The sequence below is a fragment of the Salinibacterium sp. NSLL17 genome (assembly GCF_015864935.1).
GTDB lineage: Bacteria > Actinomycetota > Actinomycetes > Actinomycetales > Microbacteriaceae > Rhodoglobus.
On the sequence record NZ_JADYWH010000002.1, the window covers coordinates 253,203 to 269,366 of the forward strand.

Here is a 16,164-nt window from a genome sequence, read left to right on the forward strand (position 1 = left end):
CTCCTAGAACATTCCGGCGACGATGAAGATGACGAACGCGATCGCGAAGCCCATGACACCGATCAGTGCCTGACCGACGGTCCAGGTGCGAAGCGTGGTCTGGGTGTCCATGCCGAAGAAGCGGCTGACCAACCAGAAGCCCGAGTCGTTCACGTGACCAGCAAACACCGAACCGGCGGCGAGCGCGAGCACGATGGCAGCGAGTTCGACGGGGTTGAGGCTTGCGTCAGCGAGTACGACAGGCTGAATGAGCGCGGCCGAAGTGGTGAGCGCGACTGTTGCGGAACCTTGGGCGACGCGGATGATCGCGGCGATCACGAAGCCGGCAACGATCAGCGGCATACCGATCGACTCGAGCGAGGTTGCGATGCTGGCGCCGATTCCGCTGGCGCGCAGTACGCCACCGAACATTCCACCGGCACCGGTGATGAGGATGATCGAGCTAACCGGGCCGAGGGCGCTGTCAACGATGGTCTCGATGAGGGTGCGCTTCTTGTTGCGCTTCCAGCCGAGCAGCCACATGGCGAACACGACAGTGATGAGCAGAGCGATGGGAGTTTCGCCGAGGAGACGAAGCGCCTGAACGAGCGGGCTCTCAAGGTCAACGACGCCAGCGGTTGCGAGGGCGTTGAGGCCGGTGTTCATGAAGATGAGCACGAGAGGAAGGAGGAGGAGGAAGAGGATGGTACCGAGCTTGGGGTTCGACTTGAACTCTGCAGCCTTCTCGTCGTCGTGAACACCGAAGAGGATGTCGGGAATCGCAACATCAAAGCGCTTACCGGTCCAGGTGCCGAACTTGTAACCGACGACGTACCAAGTGGGGATCGCGACGATGAGACCAAAGATCAGAACGAGTCCGACGTCAGCGCCAAGAAGACCGGTTGCTGCAACGGGGCCGGGGTGCGGCGGCACGAAGATGTGCATGACCGAGAACGCCACTGCGGCGGGGAAGGCGTAGAGCAGGAGCGATCCGCCGAGGCGACGAGCAACCGTGAAGATGATCGGCAGCATGACGACAAGACCGGCGTCAAAGAAGATGGGGAACCCCATCATGAGCGACGCTACAGCGAGAGCCAGCGGCGCACGCTTTTCACCGAAGCGGTTGATGAGTGAATCGGCGAGCACTTGCGCTCCGCCACTCATCTCGAGCATCCGACCGAGCATCGCTCCTAGACCGACCAGTAGCGCAACGCTGGCGAGAGTGCCACCGAAGCCCGACGTGAGCGTCGGAATTATCTGGTTCGTGGGGATACCTGCGGCAAGCGCAGTCACGAGGCTGACGATGATCAGCGAAAGGAACGCGTGAACGCGCCCCACAATGATCAATACAAGCAGGAGCGCAATGGCGCCTGCAGCGAGCAGCAGCAGGCCCCACGTGGGCAACTCCCACAGCAGTTGGAGATCGGTCATCATTGTCCTTTTTCTCTAGTGCAGCTCAGCCGACGTATTTGTCGGTGAGATCTTTTTTGATGGACCGGACGATGTCATCCGGAGTCTGAGTGAGGTCGACGAGCACACCGCGCTCATCGGCCTGGAGCGGTTCGAGAGTGTCGAACTGGGAGTCGAGCAGGCTGTTGGGCATGTACTCGTGGTTGCGGTGCGACTGACGCTCGGCGATGACTTCGCGGGCTCCCTGCAAGTGGACGAAGACCGTCGAGGGAGCGTGAGCGGTGAGGATGCGGCGATACGACCGCTTGAGCGATGAGCACGCGACGATGATGGGGTTTCCCTCAGCGAGTTCGGCGCCGATACGGTCAGCGATGATCTCAAGCCACGGAGCGCGGTCTTCGTCGTTCAGAGCGTGGCCTGCAGCCATCTTCTCTTTGTTAGCTCGCGGGTGAAGGTCGTCACCGTCGATGAACTGCATTCCCAGAGATTCACTGAGGGCAGCGCCAACGGTCGATTTACCGGATCCCGAGACACCCATCACGATGAGGGGTGGAAATTGTGAAGCCACTGTTTTCCTAACATTCGACGCATCGTTACGTCTGATATCAATCTGACCAGTGTGCCTTAAAGCAGACTTAATGCAAAGTTGTTGAGAATATATCTCCGAAGCCCCGCACGCGGATGCCTCCAGTGCTGCCCTCTAACCGCGCATTTCCACGCAACAAAGGCTGGTAACTCGCGGACCACAGTGGGAGAATTGGGCCACGGAAGGATCACTCCATGAGCGAGAATCTGAATGACCCAGTTGAAGAATTAGCGCTGGAAACCTGTTGGGAATTGCTGCGCACCGCCGATCTGGGCAGGATCGCCGTCAGCTTCCAGGGAGAGCCTGACATTACGCCCGTCAATTTCATTGCGGTCGGCGAGCGGCTGCTCTTGCGTACGTCGCAGGGGACAAAGCTTCTCAAACTCACCATCAATGAGCGCGTCGCCTTCGAAACCGACTTCGTGGGCCCGCACACTGCGTGGAGTGTCGTAGCCAAAGGCACCGCGCGCGTCATCGAATCTCAGGATGAGATTTACGAAGCAGACCAACTGCCGCTTCGCCCGCTCATCCCTACGCTCAAATACATTTGGGTCGAGATCACTCCCACCGAGATCAGCGGGCGACGCTTCCTCTTGGGCCCTGAGCCCGAGCGGTACTAGAACGAGGCGCTGCTGCGCCCGCACACACGAACGCGTCGATCGGTTGCGCCCAGAAGACGCAACCGATCGACGCGGAACAGCGAGAAGAACACTGCTGCTTAGAGCGCACCCTTTCCCGTGGTGCCGATGGGGATGGGTGACATTCGCGTCACGGCAACCTCGGCCGTGAGGTACTGACCGATCTCGCCGACAAGAGCGGCGACAGCCGGGCTTTGACCGTGAGCATCGAGAAGTGCCTCCGACTCCCACTTCTCGATCATGACAAGCGTGCCATCTGCCGTCTCGTGGATGGCGTAGAGCTCGCAACCGGGCTCCTCATGCACGAGAGGAAGTGCGGTGTGAAGTGCCTCGACAACGGCATCGCGGCTATCGGGTCGAATGTGAAAAATGGCGGTAACGATCACTGGCTGGCTCATACCCCCACGCTACTCCTCAGATCTCGTACGTTGTCTGGGACGACTACGGCGTCAGGCTCCCTGCGGCTTCCCCGCGGCCGTGAAGCCTGAATGGATGCCGCGAGGCTGTTCCGCGGTGTGCCCTAGGCTTGATGATTGGGCCAACCAGTCGTGAGCCCGCCACTTTGTCCCAGAGTCAAGGAGTGAACGATATGACCGCTGCTGAGCAAGCATCCGCAAACATTGGCGTAGTAGGGCTCGCAGTTATGGGCTCCAACCTCGCCCGTAACCTCGCGAGTCGCGAAGGCAACACCGTTGCCATCTACAATCGTTCCTACTCGAAGACCGAGACGCTGCTCACCGAGCACCCCGAAGCTAACTTCGTTCCCGCATCCACGTATGAAGAATTTGCGGCGTCGCTGTCGAAGCCACGCACCGCGATCATCATGGTGCAGGCCGGCAAGGGCACGGATGCCGTGATTGACGCTCTGACCGAAGCGTTCGAGCCCGGCGACATCATCGTCGACGGCGGCAACGCGCTCTTCACCGACACCATCCGTCGCGAGAAGGCAGTGCGCGAGACCGGCATCAACTTCGTCGGCGCTGGTATCTCTGGTGGCGAAGAGGGCGCGCTTCTCGGCCCATCGATCATGCCTGGCGGTTCCGCTGAAGCCTGGGAGACCCTCGGCCCGATCCTCAAGTCGATCGCCGCAATTGCCGAAGGCGAGCCCTGTGTCACCCACGTCGGCACCGATGGTGCTGGCCACTTCGTCAAGATGATCCACAACGGCATCGAATACGCCGACATGCAGCTCATCGCTGAGGCCTACGACCTCATCCGCCAGGGCACCGGCGCCACCCCCGCCGAAATCGCTGACATCTTCGCCGAGTGGAACAAGGGCGAGCTCGAGAGCTACCTCATCGAGATCACCGCTGAAGTTCTGCGCCAGGTCGACGCCAAGACTGACAAGCCCCTCGTCGACATCATCCTCGACCAGGCTGGTTCCAAGGGAACCGGCGTGTGGACCGTGCAGACCGCGCTCAACCTTGGAGTCCCCGTATCGGGTATCGCCGAAGCGGTGTTCGCTCGCGCTGTCTCCTCGAAGCCCGCCCAGCGTGCGGCCGCCAGCGCCCTCCCCGGACCGAGCTCGGTGCCTACCGTCGAAGACAAGGCCGCGTTCATCGAAGATGTTCGCCAGGCTCTCTACGCCTCGAAGATCATCGCGTACAGCCAGGGCTTCGACGCCATTGTTGCCGGCGCTGAAGAATACAACTGGGACATCAAGAAGGGCGAGATCGCCAAGATCTGGCGCGGTGGTTGCATCATCCGTGCGCGCTTCCTCAACCGCATCACCGAGGCCTACGCCGAGAACCCCGGCCTCGTGGCCCTCGTTACCGCGCCGTACTTCACCGACGCGATGGCAGGCACGCAGGACTCGTGGCGTCGTGTTGTGGGTGGCGCTGCCGCTGCCGGCATCCCCACTCCAGCATTCTCCTCGTCGCTCGCCTACTACGACAGCCTGCGCGCACCGCGCCTTCCTGCCGCCCTCGTTCAGGGTCAGCGCGACTTCTTCGGCGCTCACACCTACAAGCGCGTCGACATGGATGGCACCTTCCACACACTGTGGTCGGGCGATCGCACCGAGATCGAAGCGACTGACTCGCACTAATCGAGATGGCGGCGAACCGTGGGTTCGCCGCCATTCGTGTCTTAAGTCGGCGACAGTAACGTCGCCACCAGCTGCAAGTGACAGAATGGCCAACGATGAGCACCTCTGATGAGCACCCCGAGCTCGATGGCTACGAGCCGCACAACGAACGACCGTTGCGCTCGCGCACCTTCGTATGGGTGATGCGCGTTGTTGTCGTCTTAGGACTCATCGGGCTCGTGGTTCCCGGCATCGTCTCTGCTGCCGCCACCGCCGACAACACAGCCAATCGCACCTGCGCGACCTACGTGCAGTATCTGGCACCCCAAGCGGTGTCGTATTCGGTGCGTTTCGAGCTCACCGGCGATGGCGATCCCGGCTGGAAATGCTACGCAATCGCCTTCAACGGCAAAGAGACATTGCTTCGTTCGCTGGGGTTGATTCCCGGGCCTGCGGTGATTCCGACAAGCCCGGCCGATAACACCTAGCGGTTAGCGACGCCTACCGGTCAGCGACTGCTACCGGTCAGCGAGCAGTTCGTCGCGAACCTGGCGGCGCAACACCTTGCCGATGAGCGACCGCGGAAGATCCTCGACGCTCACGATCGTTTTAGGAACCTTGTAGGCCGAGAGATGCTCGCGCAGGTAGCTGCGCACAGCCTCCTGGTCGAGGCTTTCGCCGTGCGCGAGAACCACGGCCGCAGCGACATCTTCACCACTGTGCTCGCTCGGAAGCCCCACCACGGCGGCATCCGCGATGGACGGATGACTCCGCAGCGCTTCTTCGACCTCGCTCGGAGCAACATTGAAGCCACCCGTGATGATCAGTTCTTTGATGCGATCAACGATCGTGACGAAACCATCGGAGTCCACCGTGACGATATCGCCCGTGCGGAACCACTCTTTGCCGTCATCCGATGCGGGCGCAAACACTTCCGCGGTCTCGTCGGGCTTGCCCCAGTAACCCGAGAACACCTGAGGCCCGCGAACGATGAGCTCGCCCTCCTCCCCCAGCGCACGGTCGACGGTGGGGTTGTCTGGATCAACAACGCGGATCTCGGTATTGGGCAGCGGCAGCCCGACGGTGCCCGCGCGTCGCGTGGGCCCGACCGGGTTAGCGATGAGGATCGGGCTGGTTTCCGAGAGACCGTAACCTTCGACGAGTGTGCCGCCAGTGCGTTCTTCCCACGGCTCTACGACGGCGGCCGAGAGCGGCATCGCACCAGAAATGGCAATCTCGATACCTTTGAGTGATACCCCGGCAGCGTCAGCTGCCTCCGTGAGACGCGCATAGATGGGCGGCACGGCCGGGAAAAATGTGGCGGGACGCTTCTTGACCACAGCGAGCACGAGGTCGGGATCGAACTTGGGGAACAACACCAGCCGCGCTCCCATGCTCGTAGTGAACGTGAGGCAGAGCGTGAGGCCGTAAGCATGGAACATCGGCAAGACGGCGTAAACGACAGAGGTTCCCCGAGGCACCGCCGGCACCCAGGCACGCGCCTGCGCAGCGTTGGTGAGCAGGTTGAGGTGCGTGAGCATGGCTCCCTTGGGGAAGCCGGTCGTGCCGCTGGTGTACTGAATAAGTGCAAGGTCGTCAGACCCTGGCCGCACGATGTGCGCGTCGATCGGATTCGACGTAATCAACTCTTCCCACGTGATCGTGCCGCGCACCCTCGTGGTCAATGCAGCGCGTGACTCCCGCGCTTTCGCGATGGGCAACCGCAGCAGCGCTCGCGTAACGAGGCGCATCGCCCGAGGCACGTCAACCGAGATGATGGTCTCGAGCGCGAGGTCATCCGGGAAATCTTGCAGGGTCTCTACCGCGTTATTCCAGGCGATGACGACACGCGCACCATGATCTTCGAACTGATGGCGGAGTTCCCGCGCAGTGTAGAGCGGGTTGTGCTCGACCGCGATCGCGCCGAGACGCAACACCGCATAGAACGCCGCAACATGTTGAGGACAGTTGGGCAGCACGAGGGCGACACGATCACCCTTTTGTACACCAAGAAGGCGAAGGCCTTCCGCCGCACGGTCGATTTGTGCGCCCAGCTCACCGTAGGTGGTCTCTTTACCAAAAAACTCCAGCGCAACACCGCGCGGATACTCAGCGATGGATGCCTCGACCAGATCGTAAAGTGATCCGTCGGGGAGCGGAATTTCTTGGGGTACACCGTCGGCATAGCTCTTAAGCCACGGACGGTCGGACAACGCAGTCATACGTTAACTGTATGCCTGTGAGACGCACTCAAAAAACACAGTGCGCCGGGCAAATGCCGTGGTTGCTTAGGCAGCGCCGTCGAACATCGAGGTAACCGAACCATCATCGAAGACTTCGTGAATGGCGCGCGCCAGCAGCGGAGCAATCGGCAGAATGGTGAGGGTGGGGAACCGCTTGTGCTCCGGCACCGGCAGCGTGTCTGTAACAACGACGGAGTCGATGAACTCGCTCTGCAAAATGGTGGGAGCGGGGTCAGAGAAGATGGCATGAGTTGCAGCCACAACGACCTTGAGCGCCCCGGCGCGCTTGAGTGCTTCGGCAGCTTTAACAATGGTTCCGCCGGTGTCGATCATGTCGTCAACGAGCAAGCACACGCGACCGTCGACATCGCCGACGATGTCGTGAACGGTGACCTTGTTGGGAACCAGAGGATCGCGACGCTTGTGGATGATCGCCAGCGGCGCACCAAGCTTGTCGCTCCAGATATCGGCAACGCGCACGCGGCCCATGTCAGGGCTCACCACGGTGAGGGTGGAGGGGTCGAGCAGCTTCTGGAAGTGCTCAAGCAGAACCGGCATCGCGAAGAGGTGGTCGACGGGGCCGTCGAAGAAGCCCTGGATCTGGGCGGCGTGAAGGTCAACGCTCATGATGCGGTCAGCACCGGCGGCTTTGTAGAGATCCGCAATCAGGCGAGCGCTAATCGGTTCGCGACCGCGGCCCTTTTTGTCTTGGCGGGCGTAGGGATAGAAGGGCGAGACGACGGTGATGCGCTTAGCGGAAGCGCGCTTGAGGGCATCCACCATGATCAGCTGTTCCATGAGCCACTCGTTGATGGGCTCGGTGTGCGACTGGATGACGAACGCATCGCAGCCACGAACACTTTCGTCGTAGCGGGCGTAGATTTCACCGTTCGCAAAGGTGCGAGCATCGGTGGGAACCAGATCGCTGCCGAGCTCTTCAGCGATGTCGAGCGCAAGCTGGGGGTGAGCTCGTCCGGAGACGAGCACGAGTCGCTTCTGACCGGAAACTTTAATGCTGGCCACGTGGGGACTCGCTCTCTGCCGTGGTTACGGCGTACTTCGGTCAGGCGTCGTTTTCGTCGTGTGCTGCGGCAGCTGCCTGAGCCGCTGCAGTACCCGCCCGATTGGTTTCAACCCAGCCACTGATATTGCGCTGCGGAGCAACATTGATTGCCAGAGACCCCGCCGGTACATCTTTTCGGATGACCGACCCGGCTCCGGTATACGCTCCATCAGCAATTCTAACCGGAGCGACGAAGACGTTGTGCGACCCACTTCTCACGTGCGAGCCAACTACTGTGCGGCTCTTGTTCACTCCGTCGTAATTTGCCGTGATTGTTCCCGCACCAACATTGGACTGAACACCTACTTCGGTGTCACCGATGTAGCTGAGGTGAGGCACCTTGCTTCCCTCACCGATAGTGGAATTTTTGGTCTCGACGAACGTACCGATCTTGCCGCCGACACCGAGCTTGGTGTTGGGGCGGAGATAGGCAAACGGGCCAACGGAGGCGTTTGCTCCGATCACGCTGAGGGTGGCATCCGTGCGCTTCACGACAGCATTCTCGCCAACCTCACAGTCAACGAGGGTCGTGTCCGGGCCGATGATGGCGCCAGACTGCACGAGCGTTGCGCCCTTGAGCTGGGTGCCGGGCAGAATTTCGACGTCAGCGTTGAGTGTGACATCCGCATCGATCCAGGTCGTGGCTGGATCTTCGATCGTGACTCCGGCGCGCTGCCACTTCTGCACAATGAGTTCGTTCATGCGACGAGCGGCTTCGGCCAGCTGCACGCGGTCGTTGACGCCGGCGACCATCCAGCCAGCCGTCACAGGCATCGCAGCAACCGTGGCTCCAACGCCACGAAGCAGCCCGACGACGTCGGTGATGTATTTCTCGGCTTGGGCGTTGTCGGTCGTCAAACGCACGAGTTGCTCACGCAGCGGGCCAACCCGGAACGCGTAGGTTCCCGAGTTGATTTCGGTGATCGAGAGCTCGTCGGTGTTTGCATCTTTTTGCTCAACGATGCGATCGAGGCCGCCCTGAGCGTCACGCACAACACGGCCATAGCCGGTGGCGTCGTCAAGAATGGCGGAAAGCACGGTGGCGGCAGCAGACTGCGCGCGGTGCTGCTCGAGCAGCGCCGCCAGAGTGGCCGAATCGAGAAGAGGAACGTCTCCGCTGACCACAACGACATCCCCGTCGAAGTCAGCAGGCAAAGAATCGACCGCGACCTCAACGGCACGACCAGTGCCGGCGACATCGTCTTGGTCAACGATGAGGATGTCGGGCATGAGTTCCGTCAAGCTCGCTACAACTTCGTCACGCTGGTGTCGCACAACGGCAATCACATGATCAGGGTTCAGCTCGCGGGCGACAGCCACCACGTGCCCTATGAGTTCGCGACCGGCAAGGCGGTGCAACACTTTGGGCTTAGCGGACTTCATGCGGGTGCCTTGGCCTGCAGCGAGAACAATGACGGCGAGTTTGTGTTCGGTCATAGACCTATTCTGCCCTGAATGAGCGGCACTCAAAACGCCGCGGCCGAAGTCGGGAAAAGCTGGAGAAAAAGCTCCGCCTCTAGGATTCGAACCTAGACTGGACAGCTCCAAAGGCTGCCGTGCTGCCATTACACCAAAGCGGACCGCACCCGAAGGCGCTAACCAATTCTGCCATGTCCTTGGCCCTCTGTCGTGCACCTAGCCTCATTCGGAGCGTTCACACACGCTCAGGGCGCCTATCGGGGCGGTTTAGCTGCACACATCCGTGTCGTGAAACTGAGATAATGACCGGATGCCCCAACGCGACGAAGTCGACCGAATTGTCGAAGCGTGGTCCCGCGAGCGTCCTGATCTCGACTTTGCGCCGCTGCATGTTCTCAGCCGGGTTGGCCGCCTCGCTAAGCATTTGGAACGCGCCCGCCGGTCGGCGTTCGCTGTTGCGGGTGTTGAGCCGTGGGAGTTTGATGTGTTGTCGGCGCTGCGCAAGGCGGGCGCTCCGTACCAGTTGAGCCCCACCGCTCTCGTGCAGCAGACGATGGTGTCGAGCGGAACCATGACAAATCGCATTGATCGTATGGTCTCGCGCGGTCTCGTTCAACGTCGTACCGACCCCAATGATGGTCGTGGTGTGATTGTGAGAATGACGGCGAGCGGTCGCGAAAGCGTCGATGGCGCCATCACATCCTTGGTGCATGACGAAACGGCACTACTGGCCCGCATGTCTCCTGCAGAACAAGAGCGATTGAGCGGACTGCTCAGAAAGTTGAGCCTCGACGGTGAATAACGCCCCCGCGCAAACCGCATTCCGACGCAACATTCCCGGACTGGGGTTGGCACTAGGGGCATTCGGGCTCGCGCTTCTCATCAGTTTTCTGGTGCCGGCGATCCCCACCCTCACGGCGTGCGTGGTGTTGGGCATCCTGTTCACGGCCCTGCCGTGGCGTCATGCCGTTCGCGCCGAGGTGAAGCCAGGACTCGCCATTGCTGCTCGCCGCTTGTTGCGCATCGGCGTGGTGTTGTTGGGCTTCAAGTTGAGCCTCGTCAACATCGCCGAGCTGGGCTGGTTGGTGCTCGGCATGATTGTGGCGATCGTGGTGATCACGTTCTTCTTCACCTGGGGGCTCGGCCGGATGATGCGCCTCCCCGGTCAGCAGTCCGTCTTGATCGCTGCCGGGTTCTCCATCTGTGGCGCTTCGGCCATTGGCGCCATGGCGGGTGTGACGCGCGCTAAAGACTCTGACACGGCAACCCCAATCGCGCTTGTCACTCTGTGTGGCACTCTCGCGATCGCGCTCCTTCCTGCCTTGCGCCCGCTCCTCGGTCTCGATACCGCGGAGTTCGGGATGTGGGTGGGCGCGAGTGTGCATGATGTCGGCCAGGTCGTCGCTACGGCTCAAATCGCCGGAGCAACAGCCCTCGCGGTCGCTGTTGTCGTGAAGCTCACCCGGGTCGCGATGCTCGCGCCGATGGTCGCTCTTGCTGGTGTTGTTGCCGCGCGCGTTGACCGCAAAGAGGCCGCCGCTGCGGCAGCATCGGGAGTACCCGTTGCCGACGGCGGTGCCGTGAAGCGCCCCGCGATCCTGCCGCTGTTCGTTGTTGGCTTCCTCGTCGCCGTGCTCGTGCGCACTTTCGTGCCCGTCTCCGACGGCTTCCTTGAGGTGGCCAGCTACGGTCAAGAACTCATGCTCGGAATGGCGCTGTTCGGGCTTGGCGCCGCGATCAACATTGGCAACCTCATCCGCACCGGTGGTCGTTCACTGGTTGTCGCCCTCATCTCGTGGGCGTTTATCGCACTGATCTCGCTCGGCGCGGTCGAGATCGCCCGCGCCGCGGGAGTCGCAGCTCTCGGCTAGGTCTCCTGTCGGCTAGGTCTCCTGTCGGCTAGGTCTCCTGTCGGCTAGGTCTCCTGCTGGCACGCGAAACGGCCCGCAGCCCGCAGAGTGCGAGCAACGGGCCGTGAACGACACCTCGTGGATCGTCGAAGCCGACTAGAGCCAGCGACGAACGGGTGCTGCGAACCAACGAGATTCTGGCTTCTTTCGAAGAACCAGCTTTTCGATGATGGTCGTCACCGACAGTCGTGAAGCACTGACCACGAACGCCGCAACAACGACCGAGAGGGCAAGCATGATCGGGTACTCCTCGATCAGCTGGTCGGCCGACCAGTACGACAGGAGTGTCACCGCACTCATGAGCGCGGCGGGGAAGGTCAGCACGCCCACGATCAGGGCGATACCCAGCCCCACTTCGAGAGCGGGAATGGCCCAGCCGAAAAAGCCGGGGGCACCACCAAGGAAAGTGGCAGTGAAAGCCTCGAAACCATCAGCCACCCGATTATTGGATGCCGTGCTTTGAACGACCAGACCGATGTCGGCCCCGTCGAATCCTGCCTTGATCTTGAAGAGTCCTTCGTTCAGCCACAGGATGCCGAGGCCCACCCTCGCCGCTCCCGTGATGACGGAAGCGACGAGGGAAAGCGCGCGGTTCATCATGAGAGGAGTGCTGATCCGAAGATTGCCTTGACCTTGTCGCAGTAGATGACGACGGTGTCGTAGCCGGAGATATCCATGGCGTCGAAGGTGAAGGTCTGGCTGGCTTCGTCGAACACGACGGAGTCGATCTGCATGCCTGCTGCTACGGCATCTTCATCGGCACCGTTGGTGAGATAAATGTTCAGGTCGGGACCCTCGTCGGAGGAATAGCCCGAGAGCACGATCTCAATGTCGCTGACAGTGACGGTTCCTTCGACGGAGTGTTCACCGGCGCCCTCGAAGGTTCCTGTGACCTCTTCGTGCATCATCTCCGTGTCGGTTTCGGTCTCCGAGGATTCCGGAGCCGTGGATTCACTGCTCGACGTGTCAGTGGCTGCACCGCTGCAGGCACTGAGCATGAGGGAGAGCGCGAGAATTGCTGCGGCTGGAATAGCTGTTTTTCTCATGAGGGAGTTCCTAAGTTCGTGAGGTTATGGGTGATGCCTCCGAGTCGATGACGCGGTGACGGTTACGAAGGTAAGCCGCGGCATCCCTGAAAATGACGAATGTTTCAAGAGCGTAAGAATTGAAACCCGTTACGCCACGACCGCTCAATCTAGGCTGGGGTTATGGAAAACCAGCCGAGCGTCATGATCGTCGAAGACGATGCCACCGTGCTCTCGGTTGTCACCGAATTTCTGCGCGCACGTGGATATTCCGTTACCGGCATTAGCGATGGCCTTCAAGCCCGCGATGCCTTGCGCGGGCCATTGCCCGATGTTCTTATTCTCGATCGGATGCTGCCCGGCGTCGCGGGCGACGAACTCTGTCGCCAGGCGCGTGCGGCATCCCCGCAACTGCCGATCATCATGTTGACCGCTCTGGATGCCGTCGAAGAACGCATCGATGGTCTCGAACACGGTGCCGACGACTACATCGCGAAGCCCTTCTCGCTGCGCGAATTGCAGCTGCGGGTGGACGCGATGGTGCGTCGCACGCGCAGCTCGCACGTGTCATCCGAACCGTTCGCTCTCGGGCAGTTTCGGGTTGATCCGGCGCATCGCAAGATCTTGCTCGACGGCCACGACATGACGCTGACCACCCGCGAATACGAGCTGTTTCTCTTTCTGCTGCAGAACCCCGAACGCGTGCTGAGCCGCGACGATATTTTGCGCGAGGTGTGGGGCTGGAGCTTTGGCGAGGCCTCCACCGTTACCGTGCACGTTCGCCGCCTGCGCGAAAAGATTGAACCCGAACCGCGCTACCCCCGCTACCTCCTCACCGAGTGGGGCAAGGGGTACCGCTTCACCGTGAAGGATGCCGCATGATCCTCAATTCCAGCGAGCTGCTGTTCATTCTCGCGACCGCTGCCGTCTGCACGGCCGTCGTCATGCTGGTCGCGCTTCTCGTTCTGCGGCTCGGGCGTCGCCGCTCAATCGCCTTCCAGTTCACTGTTGTCGTGATTGCCGCAATCCTGTCGATCGCGCTCACCACCGTTGTGGTGACCGCGCAAATGTATCTCTCGGCCCACGATCTGCAGGTCGTGCTCTGGGTCGTGGGAATCTCCACGGTCATGAGTCTCGGTGCGGCCCTCGTGAGCGGGCGTGCGGTTCGGCGGGCGTTTGCCAAGCTGCGAGAAAGCGTCGCGCAGGTTGGTGCCGGCGACGTCGTTGCGGCCAACTCCGACACGTGGAAAGAGGTTGCCGAAGTATCGGTGCAACTCTCTGAAGCCTCCCAGCGGCTTGCTGCCGCCCGCGACGAGATTGCTCGCCTGGATGCCTCGCGCCGCCAGTTCTTCGCCTGGATCTCGCACGACCTGCGCACTCCCCTGACCGGCATCAGCGCCCTCGCCGAAGCCCTCGATGCGGGCGCAGTGGAAGACCCGAGCGACTACCTACGCCAGATTCGCGCCCAGGTTGGCACCATGAACCGACTCGTTGACGATCTCTTCGAGCTGTCGCTCATCCAGAGCGGCACCCTCAAGCTCCGGCCCGAGAACGTTGAGCTGCTCGATATTGTGTCGGATGCCGTTGCCGACGTCAGCCAGCTGGCTGCGGCCCGCGGCATCCAGATCAGCCATGCCGGCGTGGAGGGGCGGATGCTCTGGGCCGACCCCCACGAGCTCACTCGCGTCGTCGTGAATCTGCTCACCAACAGCATCCGGTACTCGCCGGCAGACTCGCAGATTCTGGTGAGTGCCGACCAGCGCGACGACACGAGCCTCGTGCTTTCGGTGCTCGATCAGGGCAGCGGGGTCGCCAGCGAAGACCTCAGCCACATGTTTGAGATCGGCTGGCGTGCCACCGAAGCCCGCACTCCCGATCAGGAGTCGAGCGGTTCAGGCGGTGCAGGACTCGGGCTCGCGATTGTGCGCGGCATCGTCGAAGCACACGGTGGCGGCGTGAACGCCGAGAACGGCCCCGAGGGGTTCCGCCTCAACGTCGCGCTGCCGACCGGTGTGGCAGCCCGCTAAGCGAGTAGTTCGTCGAGTTCGAGCCAGCGGTTCTCGACGGTGTCGAGAGCCTCTTGCAGAGCCTGCTGCTCGCCAACAAGGGCACCAAGACCAGCAAAGTCTGACTGGTCATGAGCGGCCATGCGCTGGTGAAGCTCAGCGATCTGCCCCTGCAGTTTGGCGATCTTGCGACCGGCCGCAGCGTGCTCCTTTTGCGAGTTGCGCAGTTCAGCACCGCCCAACTTGGGCTTCGCTTTGGCGGCTGTGGCATCCGGAGCACCAGCGGCAGCGCCGCTTGCCCCCGTGGAGCCCTTGAGCTGCTGCGTGCGCAATTCGAGGTACTGGTCAACACCGCGCGGAAGGTGGCGGAAGCTGCCCTCCATCACGGCATACTGCTGGTCGGTGACGCGCTCGAGCAAGTACCGGTCGTGGCTCACGACGAGCAGCGTGCCGGGGTAGGTGTCGAGAAGGTCTTCGATGGCCGCAAGCATGTCGGTGTCGAGGTCGTTAGTGGGCTCATCGAGAATCAGCACGTTCGGCTCGGAGAGCAAAATGAGCAGCAACTGGAGGCGACGCTTCTGACCACCCGAGAGGTCTTTCACCGGGGTGGAGAGCTGCGTGCTTGTGAAACCAACGCGCTCCAGCATCTGGGTCGGCGTCATTTCTTTGCCGCCCGTGACATAGGTGCTCTTGTGGCGACCGATGACCGTGCTGACGCGCTCGTTCCAAATGTCTTCGAGCTCAGCAAGCTGCTGCGTGAGCGTGGCGACCTTGATGGTCTTACCGCGCTTGACGCGACCCTTGGTGGGCAAGAGGGTTCCCGAGACGAGCGACAGCAGCGTCGATTTTCCGGCGCCGTTGACGCCCAGGATGCCCGTGCGCTCACCAGGAGCGATGCGCCAGGTGACGTCTTTCAGTACAGTCTTCTCGCCCGCGGCTCCGGAGGCGGGATCCGTGACCTGATAGGTGACGGTGACGTCTTCGAGGTCAACGACATCCTTGCCGAGACGCTGCATCGCCATCGATGACAGCGAAACGCTATCGCGGGCGGGCGGCTCGTTTTCGATCAAATCATTCGCCGCATCGATGCGGAACTTCGGCTTCGTCGTGCGCGCCGGAGCACCGCGGCGCAACCACGCCAACTCCTTGCGCATGAGGTTTTGACGCTTCGACTCCGATGCAGCCGCCATGCGGTCACGCTCAACACGCTGCAGAATGTAGGCCGCATAGCCGCCCTCGAAGGGCTCGATCAGACGATCGTGCACCTCCCACGTTGCGGTACAAATCTCGTCAAGGAACCACCGGTCGTGAGTGACGACCAGCAACCCACCGGCGTTAGTGCCCCAGCGGCGCTTGAGATGGTTTGCAAGCCACGAGATACCTTCGACGTCGAGGTGGTTAGTGGGCTCATCCAAGAAGATGACATCCCAGTCACCAATCAGGAGAGCAGCGAGAGCAACACGGCGACGCTGACCACCGGAAAGGTCGCCAACTTTGGCTTCCCATGGGATGTCAGCAGCAAGACCCGCAATGACGTCGCGAACCTTGGGGTCGCCCGCCCACACGTGCTCATCGATGTCGCCAATGACGGTCTCGTGCACCGTCTTGGTGCCATCGAGCTCATCGGCCTGATCGAGCATGCCGAGGGTGACGCCGTTGCGTCTGGTTACTCGCCCGTCGTCGGGGTCGAGCTTGCCCGAGAGCATCCGCATAAGGGTGGTTTTGCCGTCACCGTTGCGACCGACGATGCCGATACGGTCGCCCTCGTCGAGGCCGATGGTGACATTGTCGAAGATTACGCGGGTCGGAAATTCAAGATGAAGGGACTCAGCGCCAAGAAGGTGTGCCATTCGGGCAAG

At 61.5% G+C, this 16,164-nt stretch carries 16 protein-coding genes and 1 tRNA gene; 7 read left to right on the forward strand and 10 right to left on the reverse strand.

Annotation, left to right across the window (positions count from 1 at the left end):
* Positions 1-3: 3 nt before the first annotated feature.
* Positions 4-1,413: a GntP family permease gene (locus I6E51_RS10875; protein ID WP_197110318.1), complete on the reverse strand. Its 1,410-nt coding sequence runs from the start codon at positions 1,411-1,413 to the stop codon at positions 4-6.
* A 22-nt stretch (positions 1,414-1,435) separates the two neighbouring features.
* Positions 1,436-1,957, reverse strand: coding sequence for a gluconokinase (locus I6E51_RS10880; protein WP_197110319.1), 522 nt, complete (start codon positions 1,955-1,957; stop codon positions 1,436-1,438).
* A gap of 212 nt (positions 1,958-2,169) precedes the next feature.
* Between I6E51_RS10880 and I6E51_RS10885 the strand changes: the two genes are divergently transcribed.
* Positions 2,170-2,595: a pyridoxamine 5'-phosphate oxidase family protein gene (locus I6E51_RS10885; protein ID WP_197110320.1), complete on the forward strand. Its 426-nt coding sequence runs from the start codon at positions 2,170-2,172 to the stop codon at positions 2,593-2,595.
* Positions 2,596-2,693: 98 nt separating this feature from the next.
* Here the strand turns inward: I6E51_RS10885 and I6E51_RS10890 are convergent, their stop codons facing one another.
* On the reverse strand, positions 2,694-3,011 hold the full coding sequence (locus I6E51_RS10890) for a putative quinol monooxygenase (protein ID WP_197107520.1): 318 nt from the start codon (positions 3,009-3,011) through the stop codon (positions 2,694-2,696).
* A gap of 191 nt (positions 3,012-3,202) precedes the next feature.
* Between I6E51_RS10890 and gndA the strand changes: the two genes are divergently transcribed.
* Positions 3,203-4,660, forward strand: a complete 1,458-nt coding sequence (gndA, locus tag I6E51_RS10895; protein ID WP_197110559.1) for an NADP-dependent phosphogluconate dehydrogenase — start codon at positions 3,203-3,205, stop codon at positions 4,658-4,660.
* Between the two features lie 95 nt (positions 4,661-4,755).
* Complete coding sequence (locus I6E51_RS10900) at positions 4,756-5,127, forward strand: hypothetical protein (RefSeq protein WP_197107522.1); 372 nt, start codon at positions 4,756-4,758, stop codon at positions 5,125-5,127.
* Between the two features lie 30 nt (positions 5,128-5,157).
* Here I6E51_RS10900 and I6E51_RS10905 read toward each other — a convergent pair whose 3' ends face one another.
* The 4 genes from I6E51_RS10905 to I6E51_RS10920 all read right to left on the reverse strand — a co-directional run bounded on the left by I6E51_RS10905 (position 5,158) and on the right by I6E51_RS10920 (position 9,525).
* On the reverse strand, positions 5,158-6,861 hold the full coding sequence (locus tag I6E51_RS10905; protein ID WP_197110321.1) for a long-chain-fatty-acid--CoA ligase: 1,704 nt from the start codon (positions 6,859-6,861) through the stop codon (positions 5,158-5,160).
* A gap of 66 nt (positions 6,862-6,927) precedes the next feature.
* The gene (locus tag I6E51_RS10910; RefSeq protein ID WP_197107527.1) at positions 6,928-7,905 is read right to left on the reverse strand and encodes a ribose-phosphate diphosphokinase; all 978 of its coding nucleotides are present in this window, start codon (positions 7,903-7,905) and stop codon (positions 6,928-6,930) included.
* Between the two features lie 40 nt (positions 7,906-7,945).
* Complete coding sequence (gene glmU, locus I6E51_RS10915; protein WP_197107529.1) at positions 7,946-9,382, reverse strand: bifunctional UDP-N-acetylglucosamine diphosphorylase/glucosamine-1-phosphate N-acetyltransferase GlmU; 1,437 nt, start codon at positions 9,380-9,382, stop codon at positions 7,946-7,948.
* Between the two features lie 71 nt (positions 9,383-9,453).
* Positions 9,454-9,525: transfer RNA gene (locus tag I6E51_RS10920), tRNA-Gln, on the reverse strand.
* Positions 9,526-9,674: 149 nt separating this feature from the next.
* Between I6E51_RS10920 and I6E51_RS10925 the strand changes: the two genes are divergently transcribed.
* On the forward strand, positions 9,675-10,166 hold the full coding sequence (locus I6E51_RS10925; RefSeq protein WP_197107535.1) for a MarR family winged helix-turn-helix transcriptional regulator: 492 nt from the start codon (positions 9,675-9,677) through the stop codon (positions 10,164-10,166).
* Positions 10,159-11,235 carry a YeiH family protein gene (locus I6E51_RS10930; RefSeq protein WP_197110322.1) on the forward strand — a complete coding sequence of 359 codons (1,077 nt, stop codon included), beginning with the start codon at positions 10,159-10,161 and terminating at the stop codon, positions 11,233-11,235. Before I6E51_RS10925 ends, I6E51_RS10930 begins: the two co-directional genes overlap by 8 nt.
* Before the next feature lie 135 nt (positions 11,236-11,370).
* Here the strand turns inward: I6E51_RS10930 and I6E51_RS10935 are convergent, their stop codons facing one another.
* Both I6E51_RS10935 and I6E51_RS10940 read right to left on the reverse strand, forming a co-directional pair.
* Positions 11,371-11,874, reverse strand: a complete 504-nt coding sequence (locus I6E51_RS10935; RefSeq protein ID WP_197110323.1) for a DoxX family protein — start codon at positions 11,872-11,874, stop codon at positions 11,371-11,373.
* Positions 11,871-12,320, reverse strand: a complete 450-nt coding sequence (locus I6E51_RS10940; RefSeq protein ID WP_197110324.1) for a DM13 domain-containing protein — start codon at positions 12,318-12,320, stop codon at positions 11,871-11,873. Before I6E51_RS10940 ends, I6E51_RS10935 begins: the two co-directional genes overlap by 4 nt.
* Before the next feature lie 162 nt (positions 12,321-12,482).
* On the opposite strand from I6E51_RS10940, the gene I6E51_RS10945 reads away from it, so the two are divergent.
* Positions 12,483-13,181, forward strand: coding sequence for a response regulator transcription factor (locus I6E51_RS10945; protein ID WP_197110325.1), 699 nt, complete (start codon positions 12,483-12,485; stop codon positions 13,179-13,181).
* Complete coding sequence (locus tag I6E51_RS10950; protein ID WP_197110326.1) at positions 13,178-14,326, forward strand: sensor histidine kinase KdpD; 1,149 nt, start codon at positions 13,178-13,180, stop codon at positions 14,324-14,326. Before I6E51_RS10945 ends, I6E51_RS10950 begins: the two co-directional genes overlap by 4 nt.
* Here the strand turns inward: I6E51_RS10950 and I6E51_RS10955 are convergent.
* On the reverse strand, positions 14,323-16,155 hold the full coding sequence (locus I6E51_RS10955; protein WP_197107543.1) for an ABC-F family ATP-binding cassette domain-containing protein: 1,833 nt from the start codon (positions 16,153-16,155) through the stop codon (positions 14,323-14,325). The genes I6E51_RS10950 and I6E51_RS10955 overlap by 4 nt on opposite strands.
* Positions 16,156-16,164: the final 9 nt, after the last annotated feature.